Origin of the sequence: Aquirufa antheringensis, from assembly GCF_023921165.1 — a bacterium.
Classification (GTDB): Bacteria; Bacteroidota; Bacteroidia; order Cytophagales; family Spirosomataceae; genus Aquirufa; species Aquirufa antheringensis.
This window is the reverse complement of sequence record NZ_CP049835.1, coordinates 479,659-499,982: the sequence shown is the minus strand read 5'-3', so window position 1 is coordinate 499,982 and position 20,324 is coordinate 479,659. Positions and strand designations below refer to the sequence as shown.

The 20,324-nt window shown below is 44.2% G+C and carries 19 protein-coding genes; 7 read left to right on the top strand and 12 right to left on the bottom strand.

The window, feature by feature from the left end; genetic code table 11:
- Window positions 1-41 precede the first annotated feature (41 nt).
- Complete coding sequence (locus G9X63_RS02300) at window positions 42-1,049, top strand: SMP-30/gluconolactonase/LRE family protein (protein ID WP_252623867.1); 1,008 nt, start codon at window positions 42-44, stop codon at window positions 1,047-1,049.
- A gap of 77 nt (window positions 1,050-1,126) precedes the next feature.
- Here G9X63_RS02300 and G9X63_RS02295 read toward each other — a convergent pair whose 3' ends face one another.
- Window positions 1,127-1,834, bottom strand: a complete 708-nt coding sequence (locus tag G9X63_RS02295; protein WP_252623865.1) for a 3-keto-disaccharide hydrolase — start codon at window positions 1,832-1,834, stop codon at window positions 1,127-1,129.
- A gap of 112 nt (window positions 1,835-1,946) precedes the next feature.
- Between G9X63_RS02295 and rimO the strand changes: the two genes are divergently transcribed.
- A complete protein-coding gene (rimO, locus tag G9X63_RS02290) occupies window positions 1,947-3,269 on the top strand; it encodes a 30S ribosomal protein S12 methylthiotransferase RimO (RefSeq protein WP_130895000.1) in 1,323 nt (440 codons plus the stop codon).
- On the opposite strand, the gene G9X63_RS02285 is transcribed toward rimO, so the two are convergent.
- Together G9X63_RS02285 and rpmB are read right to left on the bottom strand one after the other, a co-directional pair.
- On the bottom strand, window positions 3,259-3,969 hold the full coding sequence (locus tag G9X63_RS02285; RefSeq protein ID WP_252623863.1) for a HesA/MoeB/ThiF family protein: 711 nt from the start codon (window positions 3,967-3,969) through the stop codon (window positions 3,259-3,261). The genes rimO and G9X63_RS02285 overlap by 11 nt on opposite strands.
- A 67-nt stretch (window positions 3,970-4,036) precedes the next feature.
- Entirely contained in the window at window positions 4,037-4,276 is a 240-nt protein-coding gene (gene rpmB, locus G9X63_RS02280; protein ID WP_130894998.1) for a 50S ribosomal protein L28, read from the bottom strand.
- A gap of 119 nt (window positions 4,277-4,395) precedes the next feature.
- Between rpmB and G9X63_RS02275 the strand changes: the two genes are divergently transcribed.
- Together G9X63_RS02275 and G9X63_RS02270 are read left to right on the top strand one after the other, a co-directional pair.
- Window positions 4,396-5,514: an endonuclease/exonuclease/phosphatase family protein gene (locus G9X63_RS02275; protein WP_252623861.1), complete on the top strand. Its 1,119-nt coding sequence runs from the start codon at window positions 4,396-4,398 to the stop codon at window positions 5,512-5,514.
- On the top strand, window positions 5,504-6,802 hold the full coding sequence (locus G9X63_RS02270) for an APC family permease (protein ID WP_252623859.1): 1,299 nt from the start codon (window positions 5,504-5,506) through the stop codon (window positions 6,800-6,802). Before G9X63_RS02275 ends, G9X63_RS02270 begins: the two co-directional genes overlap by 11 nt.
- 82 nt (window positions 6,803-6,884) lie before the next feature.
- On the opposite strand, the gene G9X63_RS02265 is transcribed toward G9X63_RS02270, so the two are convergent.
- The gene (locus G9X63_RS02265; protein WP_252623856.1) at window positions 6,885-8,132 is read right to left on the bottom strand and encodes a D-alanyl-D-alanine carboxypeptidase; all 1,248 of its coding nucleotides are present in this window, start codon (window positions 8,130-8,132) and stop codon (window positions 6,885-6,887) included.
- Window positions 8,133-8,183: 51 nt separating this feature from the next.
- Between G9X63_RS02265 and G9X63_RS02260 the strand changes: the two genes are divergently transcribed.
- Window positions 8,184-9,560 carry a high affinity choline transporter 1 gene (locus G9X63_RS02260; RefSeq protein ID WP_252623853.1) on the top strand — a complete coding sequence of 459 codons (1,377 nt, stop codon included), beginning with the start codon at window positions 8,184-8,186 and terminating at the stop codon, window positions 9,558-9,560.
- Here the strand turns inward: G9X63_RS02260 and G9X63_RS02255 are convergent.
- A complete protein-coding gene (locus tag G9X63_RS02255; RefSeq protein WP_130922855.1) occupies window positions 9,541-9,978 on the bottom strand; it encodes an NUDIX domain-containing protein in 438 nt (145 codons plus the stop codon). The genes G9X63_RS02260 and G9X63_RS02255 overlap by 20 nt on opposite strands.
- Window positions 9,979-10,050: 72 nt before the next feature.
- Between G9X63_RS02255 and G9X63_RS02250 the strand changes: the two genes are divergently transcribed.
- Entirely contained in the window at window positions 10,051-11,142 is a 1,092-nt protein-coding gene (locus G9X63_RS02250; RefSeq protein ID WP_252623852.1) for a Nif3-like dinuclear metal center hexameric protein, read from the top strand.
- A gap of 37 nt (window positions 11,143-11,179) precedes the next feature.
- Window positions 11,180-11,989, top strand: a complete 810-nt coding sequence (locus tag G9X63_RS02245; RefSeq protein ID WP_130894991.1) for a zinc ribbon domain-containing protein — start codon at window positions 11,180-11,182, stop codon at window positions 11,987-11,989.
- A gap of 94 nt (window positions 11,990-12,083) precedes the next feature.
- On the opposite strand, the gene accD is transcribed toward G9X63_RS02245, so the two are convergent.
- The 7 genes from accD to G9X63_RS02210 form a co-directional block, all read right to left on the bottom strand.
- Complete coding sequence (gene accD, locus G9X63_RS02240) at window positions 12,084-12,926, bottom strand: acetyl-CoA carboxylase, carboxyltransferase subunit beta (protein WP_130894989.1); 843 nt, start codon at window positions 12,924-12,926, stop codon at window positions 12,084-12,086.
- Between the two features lie 55 nt (window positions 12,927-12,981).
- Window positions 12,982-15,585, bottom strand: a complete 2,604-nt coding sequence (locus G9X63_RS02235) for a T9SS type A sorting domain-containing protein (protein WP_252623831.1) — start codon at window positions 15,583-15,585, stop codon at window positions 12,982-12,984.
- Window positions 15,582-16,229, bottom strand: a complete 648-nt coding sequence (locus G9X63_RS02230; RefSeq protein ID WP_130922852.1) for an HAD family hydrolase — start codon at window positions 16,227-16,229, stop codon at window positions 15,582-15,584. Before G9X63_RS02230 ends, G9X63_RS02235 begins: the two co-directional genes overlap by 4 nt.
- Before the next feature lie 2 nt (window positions 16,230-16,231).
- Entirely contained in the window at window positions 16,232-17,002 is a 771-nt protein-coding gene (locus tag G9X63_RS02225) for an MBL fold metallo-hydrolase (RefSeq protein WP_130894986.1), read from the bottom strand.
- Between the two features lie 4 nt (window positions 17,003-17,006).
- The gene (locus G9X63_RS02220; RefSeq protein ID WP_130894985.1) at window positions 17,007-17,375 is read right to left on the bottom strand and encodes a response regulator; all 369 of its coding nucleotides are present in this window, start codon (window positions 17,373-17,375) and stop codon (window positions 17,007-17,009) included.
- Between the two features lie 121 nt (window positions 17,376-17,496).
- Window positions 17,497-18,006: a DUF2911 domain-containing protein gene (locus tag G9X63_RS02215; protein ID WP_130894984.1), complete on the bottom strand. Its 510-nt coding sequence runs from the start codon at window positions 18,004-18,006 to the stop codon at window positions 17,497-17,499.
- Window positions 18,007-18,025: 19 nt separating this feature from the next.
- On the bottom strand, window positions 18,026-20,254 hold the full coding sequence (locus tag G9X63_RS02210) for a DUF5916 domain-containing protein (RefSeq protein WP_252623828.1): 2,229 nt from the start codon (window positions 20,252-20,254) through the stop codon (window positions 18,026-18,028).
- Between the last annotated feature and the right edge of the window lie 70 nt (window positions 20,255-20,324).

The window sequence follows — 20,324 nt, the reverse complement described above, 5'->3', positions numbered from 1 at the left end:
AATTTGGGTAAATTTACGAATTATAAACCGATGAAAACGCTATGAAAAAATTAATACTACCGCTCATCACAATCCTAGGATTAAGCACGGCGGTGAACGCACAATACAAAACGATTGGGAAGATTCACGTCTACGATGAATCTGTGACTACTTTGATCGACCCAACTACTCCCATTGAGATTGTCGCTGAGGGATATACCTGGTCAGAAGGTCCGGTTTGGGTGAAGAAAGGAAACTTTCTCTTATTCTCAGACGTGCCTGAAAATAAAATCTACCAATGGACGGCAAACAAAGGTGCCGTGCTTTATCTAACGCCATCAGGCTACACAGGCTCCACCTATTATTCTTATGAACCGGGTGCGAATGGATTGATTATCAACCAAAAAGGGAACCTCGTATCAGCCGAACATGGAGACAGGAGGATTGCCGAAATGCCTTTGGGAAAACCTGAATCAAAAAAATCATTGACTGGCTTGTGGGAGGGCAAAAAGCTCAATAGCCCGAACGACGTCATCCAAGCCAAAAATAGTGACTATTATTTCACCGATCCTCCCTACGGTTTACCAGGTCGCGGAAAAGAAGAACCGGCAAAGGAATTAGCTTATCAAGGGGTGTACCGTATATCGAAAAAAGGCGAATTGAGCTTGCAATACGATAAGATGGCTAGACCAAATGGCCTAGCGATGAACCTAGATGAGAGCATCTTGTATGTGGGGTCATCAGAGCCGAAAGAATCCCATATTTTAGCGTTCCCGGTAGACAAGAAAGGAAATTTAGGCGAACCCAGCGTCTTTTTTGATGCAGCCGAATTAGCGAAGCAAGGAATTCGTGGTGGCTATGATGGGATGAAGCTGGATTCAAAAGGTAATATTTGGACGACAGGACCAGGCGGAATTTTGATCATTAGCCCAGCGGGCAAATTACTCGGACGAATTGAAACGGGGAATCCGAACTCGAATGTGAATTTTGGAGAAGATGGTTCGACCTTGTTCATTACTTCGAAGATGAATCTGCTGCGGGTGAAGACAAAGACGAAAGGACTGAAATAATCCGTGCGAATCCGTACAAATCCACGTAGCGTAACATAAAAAAAGGCCTCGATCGCAAAATCGAGGCCTTTCATTTTTTATAATTTTCTGATCTTAATGTTTCTGAACCACACTTGGTTTCCGTGATCTTGCAAGGCGATGTGGCCTTGCATGACTTTACCAAAATCAGGCATTCCTTTGAACTTCGAACCGGCGATTAAATCTTTCCAGCTTTGATCATCAGTACGAGTCTCCACTACTTTGGAACCGTTTAAATACAATTGCAATAAGCCTTTTTTATTCACGATACGCGCCGTATTCCACTCGCCTACCGGCTTCGTCACGTTTACCGACGATTTAATCAAATCATATAAATCACCTGAATTGTGTTTGATGATTTTCCCATCTGGGTGACCTTCATCGTGCAACACCTGCATTTCTGGGCCCGTCACATATGTCGCATAATATTTCTTCGGATCATCCGTCACGTTGAAGATAATACCCGAGTTTCCATTCACCGAGATCTTCCAATCAACCGAGAAATCGTAATTATCGAAAGATTCGTTTGTCACTAAATCGCCACCGTCTTTTTTCGCTGCATCGAAACCGATTACGCCATCTTCGATTGTCCAAGAGGACCCCACTTTATCTCCTTTTCCGTAGCTGTGCCAGCCCGTGAACGTTTTTCCATCAAATAATAATTGGGTGCCATTCTTCTTTTCAGCCTTTGTTAATTCATTTACTCCTTGGCTAAAAGACACAAATGCGAAGCAGACTGCCGCGCAGGTTAAAACAATTTTGTTCATGTTAATTAGGTTTATGATTTTCACAATACTACTAAAAGTCTACAACAATTGTATCTGTTGCGGGCAATTTTAGCGTCAAATCTTTGTAAATTGCGGGCTGATATAAAAATCCATGAAGACCAAAGTAGCCCCAAAGCCCTCCATCAACATCATCACCCTCGGTTGTTCGAAGAATCTAGTCGATTCAGAAGTACTCTACACCCAATTAAAAGGGAATGGATTAGAGGTGACCCATGAGGCGAAAAAGGACAAGGCGAACATCGTCGTGATCAATACCTGCGGCTTCATTGATAATGCCAAACAAGAATCCATCGACACGATTTTGCGCTATGCTGATGCAAAAGAGGCGGGTAAAATCGATAAATTATATGTGACGGGTTGCCTTTCTCATCGCTATAAAGATGATTTAGAAAGAGAAATCCCGATGGTGGACTCGTTCTTTGGGACGAATGAATTACCTCGTTTATTAAAAGCCTTAAAGGCGGATTACAAGCACGAATTAGTGGGCGAGCGTCTTTTGACGACCCCTGCACACTATGCCTATTTGAAGATTGCGGAAGGCTGTGATCGTCCCTGCTCTTTCTGTGCCATTCCGTTGATGCGTGGAAAACACGTGTCCACGCCTATCGAAGAATTAGTGAAAGAAGCTTCATCGCTCGCGAAAAAGGGCACGAAGGAATTGATCTTGATCGCCCAGGACCTTACTTTTTACGGTTTAGACCTAAAAGGCGAGGGCAAATCTGGCCGACAATTAAAAGAACTACTAGAGCGTCTATCTGATGTCAATGGCATCGAATGGATCCGCTTGCAATACGCTTACCCAGCTGGTTTTCCTTTGGAAATCTTAGACACCATGGCGGAACGCGAAAATATCTGTAAATACCTCGATATGCCACTCCAAAGTGGTTCAGACGCGATGTTAAAACACATGCGCCGTGGAATTACACGCGAGAAGACAGAGGATTTAATTCATACGATTCGCGAGAAAGTACCAGGAATCGCCCTGAGAACGACCTTGATTTCAGGTTACCCTACGGAAACAGAAGAGGATTTTGAGGAAACCTATTCCTTCGTGGAACGTATGCGTTTCGACCGTTTAGGCATCTTCAATTATAGCCACGAGGAAAATACGCACGCTTACCTAGTGAACGACGATGTGCCGGAGGACGTGAAGCAATTCCGTTCTGACGAGATCATGGCCTTGCAACAAGGAATCTCGGAGGAATTGAATCAAGCGAAAGTAGGCCAAACTTTGAAAGTGATGGTCGACCGCAAAGAGAGTGGTTACTTCGTGGGGCGTACCGAATTCGATTCTCCAGAGGTGGACAATGAAGTGTTGATTCCAGCGGAACAATATGCGCGTTTGGGTGATTTCGTAACGGTGAAAATTAATAAGGCCGAAGAGTTCGACTTGTACGGAGATATTATAGCCTAAACGAGCTGAGACGCAAATCGCGTAGATCGAACGTCATCAATCCTTGCTGTGCCGGCGATTCGAAGCCGGCGAGGTAGAAGATGGCTTCTTTGGCCTGCAATAAACCAATAATTCCGGGTAACACTCCTAAAACCCCTACTTCATCGCAGGCGGGAATTTCCTGTGAACTAGGTTCAACAGGAAAAAGTGATCGATAAGAAGGCCCTGCCGGATGAAATACGGCAAATTGACCCTCCCAGGCATGAATGGCCCCATAGACGAATGGCTTTTCTATAGCGAGGCAAGTATCATTAATTAAATACCTTGTTTTGAAATTATCCGTACAATCGATGACCAGATCGTGTTGCGCTATATAGCTCGATGCGTTATCTGCCGTTAAATTCTCTGAAATACCCTGAATGACGATGGTTGGATTCAAAGCTTGCAAAGCTTCTGCTGATTTCAAGGCCTTCGATACGCCCAAATCCTCTGTTTTATACAGCACCTGACGTGCTAAATTCGATAATTCGATCACATCCGCATCTAGAATCGTGATTGATCCCACGCCAGCCGCAGCTAGAAAAGGCAAAGCTCCACAGCCCAAACCTCCCGCTCCCACGACAAGAATCTTCGATTCTTTCAAACGCATCTGTTGCGCCTTCCGCCATTCGGGAAGATTCAGCTGTTTACGGTAACGCTCAAATTCTAAATCGCTTAACATGTAGGTACAAATAAAAAAAGCCTTCTTGAAAAATCAAGAAGGCTAATTTCGGTAATTATTTTGAAAACTAAACGCTTAACGTACCCTTACGAGCTGCAGCGATTAATGTTTTTTCGAAACCATTTTTGTTGATTGTGCGAATTGCTTTCGCAGAAACCTTCATACGAACCCAAACACCTTCTGACTCTAAGAAAAATTTCTTAGTCTGTAAGTTCGGGTAGAACTTGCGCTTAGTCTTGTTGTTAGCGTGAGAAACGTTGTTTCCTACTTGAGTTTTGCGTCCTGTAATTTGACAAACCTTTGCCATCGTATATTTTATTTAAAATTGTTCTTTCCTAAAGGGATTGCAAAATTAGAAAATAATTTGAAATAACCCAAACCTCCGCTGAAAATTTATAAAATGCGTGACAATGTGTATCTTTGGGTATGGCGAAACGCAACACAAAGGCACCCCTAAAGAAAAAAATTCTCTCTTCCCTGATCTGGTTAGGAACGTTGCCATTGTGCCTGTACACGCTATTGACCTACCTTTTGAGTTATTCCCTGATCGTAGAACACTGGTTTGCTGGCTTTATCATGATGACGATGCCCTATGCACAGCTGTTATGCCTCATTTCCCTGATTTACTGGGTTTTTCAGCGAGCGAAGCGAGCGCTTTTACCCTTGATCGTGTTAGCGCTAGGCTATGGTTTTATCGGTAGAACCATTAGTTTTAATCAGCCGGTAGCTACTTTAGAAAAACCATTGACGGTGATGAGCTACAATGTTTTTGGGATGTATTCGAATGAATATGAGGCCAAAAAAGAGCCATTAGAAGAACTGAAGAAATTCATGCGCGATTACGACGCAGACATTAAATGTTTCCAAGAATTTTATTCCCATTCCGATCGCAAGGCCTTTCACACGGTCTCTTTCTTGAAGGAAAAATACCCGCACTACGCCTTCATTCCACTTAAGAAGCAATTATTTGATTCTCACGAAAAAATGGGCCTGGTGGTTTTCTCAAAATACCCCATCATCCATGAAGAGGGCGAACAATTTGAAAATTCAGCGAATGGATATCTGTTAACTGATATTGTGAAGGATCAAGATACCATTCGGGTGATCAACTTGCAACTTTGGTCCATGGGCATTCGAGTGAACAAAATGACCTCCAAGCTGTACTTTCAAGAATATAAAGATGCCAAAAGAGAAGGCCGAGGCATCATTTCTTCACTCCGCAAAGGATTTATTGAACATAAAAAGGAGATGAGCCAGATCAATCGTCTCATCCAAAAAAGCCCCTATCCCATCTTAGTCGTAGGCGATTTAAACGAAACCCCTTCCGGTTGGGCCTATGGAACGATTCGGGAACGCTTGAAAAATTCCTTCGAGGAAGCGGGATCTGGTTTTGGCTTTACCCTCAATCGCAGCCCCTATTTAGTGCGTATAGACGACCAATTCTTCTCAGAGGAGTGGAAAGCGATCAATTTCCAAACCTTGCGCAACATCAAATATTCAGACCACTTCCCTACCGTGGGTCAATACGTGTTGCATGGAAAATAAACTCTGGAAGGTATTAGGCACCGGTTTCGGGATCGCTGTCACACTCGGCGGAACCGTAGGAACCGGCATCTTACGTAAACCAGGTCCCATTGCAGCCTCCTTACAAGACCCCGGATTAATCCTCAGTTTATGGGTTTTAGTGGCTATTTATGCGTTATTAGGCGTTAGTTGTGTGTTGGAATTAAGCTTATCGATTCCCAAAGCTGGGTCTTGGTATGGCTATGCCGAACGGGCTTTTGGCCGTTACGTCGGTTTCCTTGTGGGACTAACGAGTTGGTTAGGAACCGTGACTGCCTTAGGTTTTGGATCCTATACCTTCAGCGAATACCTCATCATTGTTTTCCCTGGCCTAAGCCCTTATTTAGTCTATTGTGCCATCGGAATCCTTGCCCTATTGTGGTTTTTCCATCAATTAGGCGTGGTGATGGCCGGTAAATCCCAAGAATGGCTGAGTGGCATCAAGGCTTTGGCCTTATTGATTTTCATCGCCATCTGCTTTGCCTACGGTACTGGTGGCGTTTTCTTGCAGAAAACAACGGCACCCACTGGATTGCCTTTAACGACCGGCATCATGACCGCCTTGTTGTCCATCTTCTATGCGTTCGACGGCTGGCACACCGCTAGTTATTTCACGGAAGAAAATAAGGATCCTGTTAAATCCATGCCAAAATCCATGTTCATCGGCGTCATCATCGTCGCATTTATCTACTTGCTGATCAATGTGGGCATCTTGTATAGTCTTCCACTCGACACCCTTTCAACGAGTAAATTAGCGGCAGCTGATACGATGAAAGCCTTATTTGGCGCTGACATGGGCCGCTGGATTACCGTCTTTTTAATGTTGAGCATCTTAGGAATCTTGAACACGCAAGTGATGTTCGCCCCGCGGGTGATTTACTCGATGAGTCGTGATGGATTGTTTTTCAAACAGGCAGAAAAAGTAAATGCGGCAGGTTCTCCTACCACCGCCACGCATCTAACCGTTTTCTCCGCTTGTATTTTCTTGTTAGCTGGTAAAGAAATAAACGAACGTCTGTCTGATATTGCGACCTTCTTTTTCGTGGCCAGTTACCTAGCCGGGTTCGCGTCACTATTAAAGCTCCGCGTCTCTGAGCCTACGCTAAAGCGTCCTTATCTAGCCTGGGGATATCCTGTTTTACCTTGGATATTAGTGATCATCTCTACCCTCTTCTTGATCGGAACTTTGGTAACGAATCTGGGGAGTGTAGTGTATGTGGTAGGGTTTGTGGGGGTGAGCTTTTTAGTCTATCGAAAGTTCTTACGATAGTCGACTTCGTCTTAGTCATCGCTGCGCGATTTAGTCGCTGCTACGCAGCTTAGTCCTCCATTTACCACTTACCATTCACCATTTAGTGAATGGCTTTCAAAAACTCCACCACCGACTTCTTAATATCTCTCACAGACGCATTACCTAGATTCGATAATACGGAGAAGGCAAGCGTCTTACCGTCTTTGGTGAGATAATAACCTGAAAGATCGTAGGTATTTCCATAAGAGCCTGACTTTGCCCACATCCGCACGCCTGGATTTAGGTCTTGCAAATTACGCATCGTCCCCGTTTTACTCGCTTCTGGCAACAAGGTATATAAACGATCTGGAGCTACTTCTTTCGCTAATAATTCTAAGATGTGGATGAAATCCTTTGGCCTAATTAAATTATAACGCGATAAACCGGAGCCATCTACCCAGCGAATATCTCGTAAAAATTCATTACCTGGCTCCTTTTTCAAGTTTTCGATTACCTGCGTGGGATCCCAACCTTTCTCTGCGGCAATCATCACTAATAATTGTTCCGCCACGGCATTGTCACTTTCGTGCAACATAGGGAGGTATAAACTGTCCATTTTGCCGGCATAAAAAATTCGGGCATCCGGATGAACCGCGAGCGGCATGGTCTCTACGGATTTATGTAGGGTATCCGTCAATAAAAAGGCCGTCATATCTGGCGAAGTAATGAATGGTACATCTTGAGCACCATATTTTTCGGTTTGTAAGACCGGTAATTCAAACTGATTTTTCAAGCGATTTCGACGTACTTCTAACGTTGATCCTGTTTTAGCCACGGCCTCAAAGGCGTCTGGCAAAATCTTCCAACGCTTTTCAGAAGCCGAAAAATTCACCAAGTTCGCATACAAAGGCATATCCGATATTTCTGCCGAATAGTGGTCGTTATAATCGTCCCAAGCCCAGCCGGATCCCATCACAGGAATGGGTTTCAAAGGCGATCCGTACACTAAAACTTTCGAGGAAGCCGCAAGGAAATCGCGCAAGGCGGTGTTTTTGATGGAGGGATGCAGATTAGAAATATCGCCGGTACCCCAGAAAAAGAGGGTATCCTTTGTTTCCCGGTATGTAAAGGAAGGGATTTGACTGCCTAAAATTCTATTCGCCTCTAAAAAGGTCAACAGCTTCATGTTAGAAGCCGGCATGAAATATTGATCTGCATTCTTTTCGAAAAGCACCTTACCTGTCGAAAGGTCCTTGATCATCACGCCACTAGCCCGCTGAGCGAGGCTCGATTCGTTGAAGGCGATCTGCAAATGGGAGCTTTGGCAACCTGCTAAAGCGAATAGGAATAAAAAGGCGAGATTTTTCATAGGATAAAGGTAAAAGGTTTTCGTATTTTTGGGCTCATTTTAACCAAAAGAATGCTCGTAGGCTTTGTCATTTTTTACCTTGCACTGAACCTGGCCGTGGGCTGGTGGGCTAGCAAAAAGGTGCATTCTACGCAGGATTTTGTGTTAGCGGGGCGCTCGTTGCCTTTTGCTTTGGCGACAATGGTGACTTTCGCGACCTGGTTTGGGTCTGAAACGATTTTAGGTGCGCCTAAGGAATTCGTACATGGCGGGGTGTTGGCGATTATTGAGGAACCTTTTGGCGCGGCGGTCGGCTTGTTTTTAGTGGGTGCCATTTATGCGCGAAAACTGTATCCACTGCCGGTATTGACCTTTAGTGATTATTTCCGCTTGCGTTTTGGCGCCTTTTCAGAGAAGCTTTCGGCGCTCATAATGATCCCGTCCTATTTCGGCTGGATTTCTGCTCAATTAGTGGCCTTAGGACTCACGATGCACCTTTTATTGCCTATCTCTGTCGAGATGGGCATCATCATAGGCGCCTTATTAGTGATGGCCTACACCCTTTTAGGAGGAATGTGGTCGATCTCGGTGACCGACTTTTTTCATAACATTATCTTAATTGCGGGGCTGTTATTTTTAGCCTATTTATTATGGGCCAAAGTCCCGGATTTCAACCAACTCGTCAACTCGCAACCCAAAGGTTTCTTCCGAGCTATCCCGCATGAAAACACCTGGAAAGATTGGTTGATTTATGGCGCGGCTTGGATTACGATTGGTTTTGGTTCTATTCCACAGCAAGATATTTTTCAACGCGTGATGTCCGCGAAGAGTGAAAAAATAGCCGCTAGAGCGAGTATTGCTGCCGGCGCGATGTACTTGACAATTGCGCTTTTACCTTTGTTGATTGCCTTTATCGCGGTTCGATTATACCCTTCGCTGCTTGCTGAAGACGATTTATTGATCCCTACCTTGGTCATGAAATTCACTCCCCGGGCGATGCAAGTCTTGTTTTTAGGGGCGCTACTTTCAGCCTTATTAAGTACGACTTCCGGTGCGATTTTAGCGCCAGCTTCGGTATTAGGGGAGAATATTTTGAAGCCCTTGATGCGCCAACCATCTGATAAAACGGTGTTGCTATTTATCCGAGTTTCGGTGGTTTTAGTGACTTTGGCCTGTATTATTATGGCTATTGAACGCCAAAACATCTTCGAACTCGTAGGCGAAGCCTCTGCCTTCAGCCTCGTTTCCCTCTTTATTCCGCTGAATGCAGGTCTGTGGTGGAAACGCACGACACCTTGGGGAAGTCACTTGAGTATGGTCTTGGGATTAGTGTTTTGGGGCTATTTTCACTTTATCAGCCCGTCTGAAATTCCAGCGGTGTGGTATGGACTTTTAGCGGGATTGATTGGTTTGCTGGCAGGAAATCAGATTAAAGCCAAATCTGCTTAAGCGTTCCTACGTATTGGCCCTTCTTTCCAGAATGGATGAAATCAAGAATCGTGTCATTCAGGGCGGGATAGATATTCAATTCAGCGATTTTATCTGCTGGCACCCAAACTAAATCATTTGCAGTCGTTTCATCCGGATGCAATTGCGGAATTCCTCCCACGATATCTCCTTCAAAAACCAAGTGCGTACAAGCGGAGAAATCAGCCGTCGCATGCACTTGACCCACTGAAATTAATTCCCCCACTTCTACCTCGATACCTAGTTCCTCCTCACACTCGCGTGCTATACAAACCGGAAAAGTCTCGCCCGCATCGACGTTCCCTCCCGGCAAAGCGAATTTGCTGCCACCCGGATAATCGTAGCGCAAAAAAAGCACGTGATTATTTTCGATGATGAGCGCAGCTGGTCTAATTCGCATAGGGTTGGAGTTTTTTGAAAGGTTAAATATACCATTAGATTTCCTAAATTGCAGGCAAAACGAACGTGTGAAATGCAAATAAGAGAAATTTGTCAGCAGATGGAAGCTTGGGCACCTTTGGCCTGGCAAGAATCCTATGATAACGCAGGCCTTCTTGTAGGCGACAGCTCAGCAGAAGTGAAAGGCGTATTAATTAGCCTAGATTGCACAGAGGAGGTAGTGGATGAGGCAATCAAAAAAGGGTGCAACTTAATTATTTCGCACCATCCCATCGTTTTCTCCGGGTTAAAACGAATCACCGGCGCAAACTATGTGGAACGAACGGTCATCAAAGCAATTCAACACCATATTGCCTTATACGCATCCCATACGAATTTAGACCACGCACCTAAAGGGGTTAGTTATCACCTAGCTTCGAAGTTAGGCATCACAGGACAAGTAATGAAACCGATGCGCGATGCCTTGAAAGCCTTGCAGTATTATGTACCAGCGTCGCATGAGCAAGTCTTGCGTGACGCTTTGCATACGGCTGGGGCGGGGAATATTGGCGAATATTCATCTTGCAGTTTCACGCAGGAGGGTTTAGGACGCTTTCAGCCTTCCTCGGAGGCGAATCCGCATACGGGATCTGCTGGCATCTTATCTGAAGTTCAGGAGGTAAAAGTCGAAATGGTTTTCCCTTCGCATCTTTCTAGTCAGATTTTGACCGCGCTCAAGGCTGCCCATCCCTACGAAGAAGTGGCCTATTCTATGCATTCGCTCGATAATTCGTGGCAGGAAGTAGGATCAGGCTATGTGGGTACGTTGGAAAAACCCTTGTCTCCTGAGGAGTTTATTGCTTTTGCCAAAAAACGTTTAGGCCTACAAACCCTCAAACACACGGCTTTACCATCAGGTCCCATTTCCAAAGTGGCGGTTTGTGGTGGAGCTGGAAGTTTCCTCATAAAAGAGGCCGTAAAACAAGGTTGTGACGCCTATATTACGGCTGATATTAAGTACCACGAATTTTTTGACGCAGAAAATCAATGTTTAATCATCGATGTGGGACATTACGAGTCAGAAGTCATGATTATTGATGCGATACATGACTATTTATCAAAAAAAATTAGTAATTTTGCCGTTCTGAAAAGTGAGACCAATACCAATCCGGTACGTTTCGCTTAAAACGAGAGAGGTTAGACAATTCAAATAAATTAGAATAATGGCTACAGTTACCGAAACAACGATTGCCCAAAAGTTAGAGGCCCTTTTAAAGCTTCAAACAATTGATACAAACTTAGATTCTATCCGCAAAGTTCGTGGTGATTTACCCGAAGAAGTTCGTGATTTAGAAGACGAGATCATGGGTTTAGAGACTCGTTTGGCTAAATTTCAACAAGACGTAGCTGATTTCGAAGAGCAAATCAGCAACTATAGAATCGCAAAGAAAAATTCTGATAACTTAATCATTAAGTACAAGGAACAACAAATGAATGTGCGCAATAACCGCGAATTCGATGCGATTTCTAAAGAAATTGAATTGCAAGGAATCGAAATGGAGATTGCTGACAAGCGTATCAAAGAAATCGACTTCAAAGTTTTGAACAAAAACGACGAAATCGCTTCTGTTGAATCGAATTTATTCGAGCGCAAGAAGGATTTAGAGATCAAACAAAATGAGTTGCAAGTAATCATCGCTGAAAGCGAAGAAGATGAGCAAAAATCATTGAAAGATCGTGAGAAAGCAGTGAAAACGGTAGACGAGCGTCTTTTCAAATCATACACAAAATTACGCGATAACGCACGTAACGGCTTAGCGGTTGTTTTAGTGAAGCGTGGTGCGTGTGGCGGCTGTTTCAGCTCTGTTCCACCACAACGTCAAACAGACATCAAAGACAAGAAGAAAATCTTAGTTTGCGAGCATTGCGGACGCGTATTCGCCGGTGTGGAAGATGTAATTCCAGCACCAGAGAAAGAAAAGAAATCTCGCGCTAAAGCTGCACCAAAAGCAGAAGCAGCTGCTGCTGAGTAATTTCAATAGAATACAATGAAAAAGCCCGCTAGAAATAGCGGGCTTTTTTTGTGCTTAACATAAACAAAAAAGCCAGCTTTTCGCTGGCTTTTTTCTATTTCAACATCCCTAATAAGGAACTCAATTTATCTTTCAAATCTTTGCGATCTACGATGAAGTCTAAGAAGCCGTGCTCTTCCACGAACTCGGCGCTTTGGAATCCTTTAGGTAAATCCTTACCGATGGTTTCCTTAATCACACGTGGGCCAGCGAAACCGATTAAGGCCCCTGGCTCTGCGATATTGAAGTCTCCTAGCATCGCGAACGAAGCTGTTACACCACCCGTAGTCGGATTGGTCATTAAGGAGATATAAGGAATCTTAGCTTCTGCGAGAAGGGCGATTAAGGAAGAGGTTTTGGCCATCTGCATTAAAGAGAAACCTGCCTCCATCATACGGGCACCACCAGAGCGAGAAATCATTAAGAATGGCTTTCCTGTCTCTAAGGAGTGGCGCATACCGCGGGTGATCTTCTCTCCCACCACGGATCCCATCGATCCACCGATGAAGTTAAAGTCCATCGCCGAAATAGTGATAGGCAATCCATTAATCTCACCGTAAGCTGTTCTAACCGCATCTTTCAAGCCCGTGTTGTATTCCGTAGCTTTAATACGATCGGTGTATTTTTTCGTGTCCGTGAACTCTAATGGGTCACCTGAACCCATCATCGGATCTAATTCTGTGTAAAGGGAATTGTCAAATAACAATTCGAAATAGTCTTGTGAGCCGATTTTTTCGTGGTAATTACAACCTGAACAAGTGTAGGCAAACAGACGGTGTTCGCGCGTATGAATCGCTTTTTTGCAAGAAGGACATTGGTACCACAAACCATCCGGGGCGTCTAATTTAGAAGCAGTGGGGGTAACAATTCCTTTTTCTTTTCTTGAAAACCAAGACATAGGGCTAATTTTAATGATTAAGTCTGCAAAGATAAGTAAAAAGCTTTGCTAGGCCTTAGCGAACCACAATAATTCGCTTATTATATACATTTCTATTCGTAATGACTTGTACATAATAGGTTCCAGCAGGCAAAGCAGAAATGTCGAACTGCTTCTCCAGCATTCCCCCCTTTACTTGCACACTTTCTTGCTGAATCCATTGACCCTGAGATCCCAAAATTCCAGTCACCACCTTCTCATCAGCTGAACCTACAGCTAAACGTAAGTTTACCCAGCGCGAAGTGGGATTAGGCGTTACTTGCATTTCAGTCGAATAAGAGGTAGGTTCTGCAGCCAAGACCAAGGGTGGAGGCGGCGGAGCTACCGACCCTTGGATATTCAAATTATCTATCGCCCAGCCCCAGCCGTGCGCCCCTACGTCAGCGTGCAAACGGAAGCGGAAGATTAATTGATCGCCGGCTTTGAATTTACCGGAGGAAAGGATATCGATTTCACGTTTTTTGACCAAAGTAGACGAACCCACCCCGGTCGAATTGCCTTTTGAATCAAAGCCCGTATTGTAAGCATTCAACCAAGTAGTAGAGAAATTAGAATCCCAACCGTTGATTAAGTTATACCAATTTTTACCTGCATCATTCGAAGCCTGAACCGTTACATAATCATAGAAACTGCGATTCACGGTTCCATCCGTATTTAAAAATGACGCCCCTGCATCGCCCGGCTCCACTAACACCACCTCTTCAAAATACATTTTAGCCGTGTCTGCGCGCACCGTGATAGGTTTTAGCAAGACTGCATCACTATTAGTGAACTTATCTGATCCGCCAGCCCCATTATAGGACTCCTCTGACCCATCCGCATACGGGTGCGCACTGTGCAATCCCATTGATGTAAAGCCGGAAGGCTGGGCAAAACTAAAGCCTTTCAAATAAAAATCAGTCGCAGGAGCTGTGTCAAAATTCTGCAGATAATTCGCCGCAACGGCCTGCAAACCTATCACCACGAACTCGTAGTTTCCGGTTGCGGGTAGGGTGACTGTATTGGTGGTTTTGGCCTTATCTTTTACGATGATCCGGTACTTAATCACATCCCCTGCTTTCAATAAACCAGCAGCAAAATCAAAACTATTCGTAAAGCTAAAACTCAATCCAGCCACTTTTGTAAATCCTTTCCGAATCGCAGCCCCCCCATTGATGGAATATTCCATATAGACCGTATCAATTCCGATGTTATCCGCTGCCAGTAAGGTAGGAAGCGTAACCGAAGTTTGAGAGGTAAAAATATACTTCAATGGATTCGCATAAACGACCACCGGCTTCGTCGTATCTGGGGCGATATTAAACTCAAAATAACTTCCCAAGGAGGTACCAGAAATCACAGGAGCCTCTGCCGGCGTCACAAATTTCTTCCCTGACTTTTCCTGCGCATACCAATAATACTTGATGTTTCTGGCCGTTGCACTTTTAGGCAAGGTATAGGAATAGGTGTTACCCGTTTTTACAAAAGCGGATACCGCATTAAACGTATTGGAATTAACAGCTAGATACAGCTTTAAAGAAGATTCATCCCAAAGTGTATCCGAATACACCTGCACCGAAAAGACCTTATCCGTCGCCTGATCCTCCGTATCCGGGTATTCCTCACCAATTAAATTCGATGAATACCAGCCAAAATCATTAAATGCCGAACTCACAATCGGCCCAATACTCCGAGTTATCTCACCTCGGGCGATTTGGGGGGTCATTAAAGCATTCTCATCACCCACTTTATATTTCACCTGATCCACGTGGTAAATACTGGATCCCTCAGAATACGTGGATGGAGTGTACAATTTACCTGCGCTACCATTCGCACGTAAAACAGCCGGAGTAGATAAATTAATTTTGCCGGAAGTAAGCTGCGTATACAAGGCGACAGATGGATTTTTAAAACTATTCGTGTCCGTTAATGCGACGTTTGTAGCATTAACCATGTTTTGGTCAAAAATTCCCGGAAAACCATAACCGGCCTCCCCATTATCCACGCTCATCTGACCAATAAAGCCTAAACCATGACCCATCTCATGTAACACCACGGAATACAAGTCAATTTGATTAATGGTAGGAACGCCATCCGTACCAATATACCAAGCCGTAAAATCAGAATTAAAAGTAGCAACGATATCTGCATTCGTCCCATTCAAATTCTTGTGAGCCATTTTTTCTGCCAAAGCAATCGGATAAAACGTATTCAAACGATTCGCTCCCACGAAGTTTCGCACATTCACTGAAGCACCTGCACTACCTAGTACATTAGCGGAAAGTGACGCCCATTTGACATAGACATTGATGGGCACATCAGAAGAAAATACCGTAGACCAAGTGGCCGCCGCCTTCTCAAAAACCGCTTTTACATCCGCTGGCGGAACTGTTTCGTAAGTCAAAACGATGTTTGCTGCGGCCTTCGTTTGGGATGAAGCGTCTAATTTAATGGCAGCAGCCTGGGCTAAAATAGCCCGCATATTTTCGGTATAGCCTGCTGGCAAATCACGTTTCAGGCCCAAGTATTCAGGCGTATATTCCTGGATCATTTTACCCGGCACCATCTCCATTTTATAGCGACCTTTTTGGGCAAAAGTGGCCGTGCAGATAAACAAGAACAAGAAGAGTAGATTTCTCATAGGGAAGCTATTTGATCGTATAAACCAATAAAATTAGGGGCAATCACCTGGGTATGGGCTAATTCCTGAGCCGTATGAGAGGTAGTGATTCCTACCACGCGCGCGCCGGCTGCTAACCCAGACGCAATACCTTGAAGTGAATCTTCAATCACCCAGCAATCTTCTGGTGCGACACCCACTAGCGCGGCCGCTTTACTATAAATCTCTGGATCTGGCTTTCCTTTTATCACTTCAGCACCACCAATGATCGCGTCGAACTGATCCCGAATACCTAGACCATCCACAATAAAATCAATATTTCCCGGACCTGCCGAAGTAGCTAACGCGGTTTTAATTCCTCTGGAACGCAGCTCATTTAAAAAGACTAAAAGCCCTTCAGCTGGCTTTCTATGCTCCGCATAAAACGCTCGGTAAAGTAATTCTTTCTCCTCTTCCAGCACTTCCACTTCCGCGCGAGTCATTTCCTTTTTATAAAACCATTCAAAGGTGTCCTTCGAATTCATCCCGTTTAACTCTTTGTAAAATACTTCTTTGGTCAGGGGAATGCCGTGGTGCTCACAAAAAAGCAACCAAGCCTCCACGTGATACGGTAGGTTATCTACGATCACGCCATCCATATCGAACAAAACAGCTTTGAATGCCATATTTATAAGTTTAAAACGAGCCCATCATAGGCCAAAGAAACGTTAGGGGGTAATTCTTTTTGTACCTCGGCATGCAAACCCATTTGGTGACTAACATGGGTAATATACGCCTGTTTCGGCTTTAAATCCGCGATTAATTCAAGGGCTTCTGCTAGCGTAAAATGGGAAACGTGGGTTGTTTTACGTAAGGCATTGATGACTAACACATCCAGATTACGTAGTTTATTTTGCTCCTCTGGGGCGATGGAATTCGCATCCGTCACATAGGCAAAATTTCCAAACCGAAAACCCAACACATCTAAGTAAAAGTGTTTCACGAAGATGGGCTGAATGTTGATCCCTTGGACCGTGAAGGGCTGGCCATCGATCTCATAGACATCAATTTCCGGCACGCCTGGGTATTTATTTTCGCCAAAAGCATAGGCAAACTCCCGCTTCAACTGCTCAATAACCTGAGCGCGGGCATACAGAGGAATCGAAGATTGCTGATGGAAATTAAATCCTCGCACATCATCCATCCCTGCCGTGTGATCTTTATGTTCGTGAGTGTACAGAACGGCATCCAATCGCTTAATTCCAGCCCTAAGCACTTGCTGGCGAAAATCTGGACCCGTATCAATGATGAAGCTCTTCCCTCCTATCTCGATGTGCACCGAAACTCGGAGCCGCTTATCTCGCTCATCCGTGGACTGACAAACAGCGCAGTCACAAGCGATCATCGGAATCCCCTGCGAAGTTCCCGTTCCTAAAAACGTCACTTTAGAAGGGGACATAGCTTTATTCCGTTAAGGCTTTCACCTGAGAGACCAAGGAATCGAAGTTCAATGGCTTCGCTAAGAAATCATTGAATCCAGCTGCTTTAAAGTCATCCATCGAATAATTACGTGCATTTCCGGTGATCGCAATCATCGGGATAGCTGCTTTTTTCTTGTCTGCTAACGCACGAACCGCACGAGCACAGTCCATACCGTCCATTACTGGCATATTGATATCAAGTAAGATAATATCAAATTCAGCTTTCGCTAATTCATCTAACACTTGTTGTCCATTTTTCACTGCGTGGATTTCGAAGTTTTGAAATTCTAAAATCTTCTTCGCTAGATTTTGGATTACTGAGCTATCTTCCGCTATCAATACCTTTTTCATATATTCTTTATTTATCGTCAATTGCGAGTAAAAATAGCCAAAGGAATGTGGATTTCAAACGAATTTTGGCAATAAAAAAAGCGGCCCATTCCTGAGCCGCTTTTTTATCAAGATCTTGATTTTATTTCAAGTAAAACGAAACCGAAGTTTTGTCCCAATCTAAGCTCACCTGGCCTGCAGCCGTGATTCCGATCGTGAATTGCTCCGTGTGTGCGTGCTCGCTTACGCGTGCCTTTACACGTAAAACATCATTTGCTTCCTTGTAGGTATAAGCACCCCACATTTTAGCCTCTTTGTTAAAGATAATCGTCCACTCTGTTTCGCCTGGGATAGACAATAAAGAATAAACTCCTTTAGCTAAGGTCTTGCCTTGAACCGTGATGTCATTGGAGATTTCGATTGTAGTCGCTTCGTTCGCGCCTGTTCTCCAAACTTCACCATAAGGAACTAAAGCTTTCGCTTCTTTCGTACCAAAAACCAAACGGCCTTTCACCGAAGGTTGCGCATACTTAATCATCACTTCGGTGTTGCCTACTTTTGCCGTAGCCACGGCAGCAGGTGATGGAGCCGCTTTCTGTGCTAAAACACTGAAAGAAACTAAACAAGTCAATAGTAATAAGAACTTCTTCATAGGTTGTTTTTTATTTAGATTACAAATTAAGCCAATAATTCAATTTCAACACCAATGCACGGTTACGAATTTGCATGATCTCCGGAAAATAATTATCCGTGTACACTAAGAATAAATCCGAAGCAGGCTTGTAACGCCATTGCAAACGTGCGTTTAAGTTGATATTCTTTGTTTGCTGGTTCAACTGAAAGAACGTAGCAAAGAACAATTTGTTTGAAAAAGTGATATCTATTTTAGGTCGAATGATCCAGAAGTTAGAGGACACTTTCTGCGCTGCCGCCACATCCGTTCCTGGGATGGCCACATCCACAATGTCATTATAATCCACGGCAACAGAGAAACTACCATAAGGCTGGAATCGATATCCAATATCTGCGGTAATTCCGGTGCGCCAACCTTGGCCATAATACCCCCCAAAACGAGACGATAACGTATAGGTAAATAACTTGATAGGCGAAGAACCATAACGCGCATTCAGCGCATACCAATCGTGCTCAGTCCCTTTTTTCAAGGCCGTATTGCCCATGCGGGTCGCATCAAAATCATATAATAATTTCACATAATCATAGGACAAATAGGCCCCAAAAGTGGAGCGATCCTTCATCGTCCCCTCATAGGCAACGTAGGTCGTATTGTCTGTAAAAGTGCCTTGGTTATTCCAATAGCTCATCGTCATCGCGGATAGTGTCGTATAAAACACGTTCGTTGACTTATTTTTAGGGTAGAAATTCTTCGCTGCATCTAGCTGCGTTTGTATATAATTAACGCGAGGAACATAGCCTGTTTCTGGATTATAATTCTCTCCTACCCAAGATTCTTTGAAGCCAAATGCCCAGTCGTTGTCTTTATAGGCCAAAGAAGCCGCTTGCGAAAAACTGCGATCCTTTTGCAACGGACTAATCGTGTTCGCATAAAAGAGCGATCCCGTCCAGAAATTATCTGCTGAAGCTAAATTATACTCGAAGCCCAGGTCCCGATTATAGGTTTGAAAGCCATTCGAACGCTGTAGATCCGTGTCGATGAAGGATTGTTTGTTCACCATATAGGCCCCAAAGTTTGAGCGCGCGAATAACTTGCGTTGCAAGGCAACCATGGAATAATTTTGGGTAGGGACACCCTTTGTATCAATTCTTTCTGACTGAACATTCAAAGCCCCAATCCTCCAATCCTGATTTAACTTTCCACTTAATCGAGCCCCGTACGTGATGGGCGTCTGCTCGTAAATTCCCGTCTTGGGATTCAAGGCTAAACCGATTCTACGGGAGAAAAAGGGTCGAATATTATCCGTCCCAAATCCATCAAATAAATCCGAGTTCTCAATAAAAAACTGGCGTTTTTCTGGATAAAAGAGCTCAAAACGATCCAGATTCGTCTGTTGCCTATCCACATCCACTTGGGAAAAATCTGGATTCAAGGTCATATCCAAGTTCAATCCTGAATTAATGGCCACTTTAATATCACCCCCTATTTGGTTGCGCATCGAGGCTGGATCTTTCGTTTCGTAATTAGCCGTCACCCCTGATAAGACATAGGGAATCAAGGAAACATTCTTTTTAGGTGTGGGTGGCGGCGTATCCCACACTAAAACACCTGCGTAGGCTAGTGATGCCGTAGGAAATTGCCGAGGGACAGGGGCCCAGGCGGATTTTTCTTTGGCCTTCAAATCATAGCGAGAAAAATTAATACCCCAGCGATTCAGATTCCCCTTGTAACGAATCGACTTAAACGGAATCGCCGCCTCGAAAATCCACGAATCTCGCTTATAGGTGGTCGCTGATTCCCATTTATTATCCCAGTTCAAGTTCACTTTAGCACCCTCAGACATTTGGCCATCCCATTGCGCCCCAGCCGCATTCGCGCCAAACGCAAAACCCGTCGTCTTATCTTCGAACGTGTCGATGAAAACTAAAAAATTATCATTGACTCCAAAACTAAAATCTCGCTTCATCGACTCCACCACGAAAGCCCCGGGTTCTTTTAAGAAACATTCCGCGGAAATATACATGTATTTGTCATCGTAGGTCATCTTCACATCCGTCCGCACCTGGGCGCACAAGGAATCGAAGGGATTGCACATCATGAAATCACTGACTGCTGCAGATTGAAACCAGGCGTTCTCATCTAAGATTCCATCGATTTTGATGGCTCCTGTGCTTTTTTTGATGTGCATTTGGAAGTTTTCGTTCTTTTTTTGGGCAAAGAGCGATGTGGTAAAAAGGACAAAAAAGAGCCAGACGTATTTTTTCATTTCTGCAATTTAGCCAAAATAATCAGCTAAGAAGGCGGTACTATAGGGGGATTTTTTTTAGATGGGATAG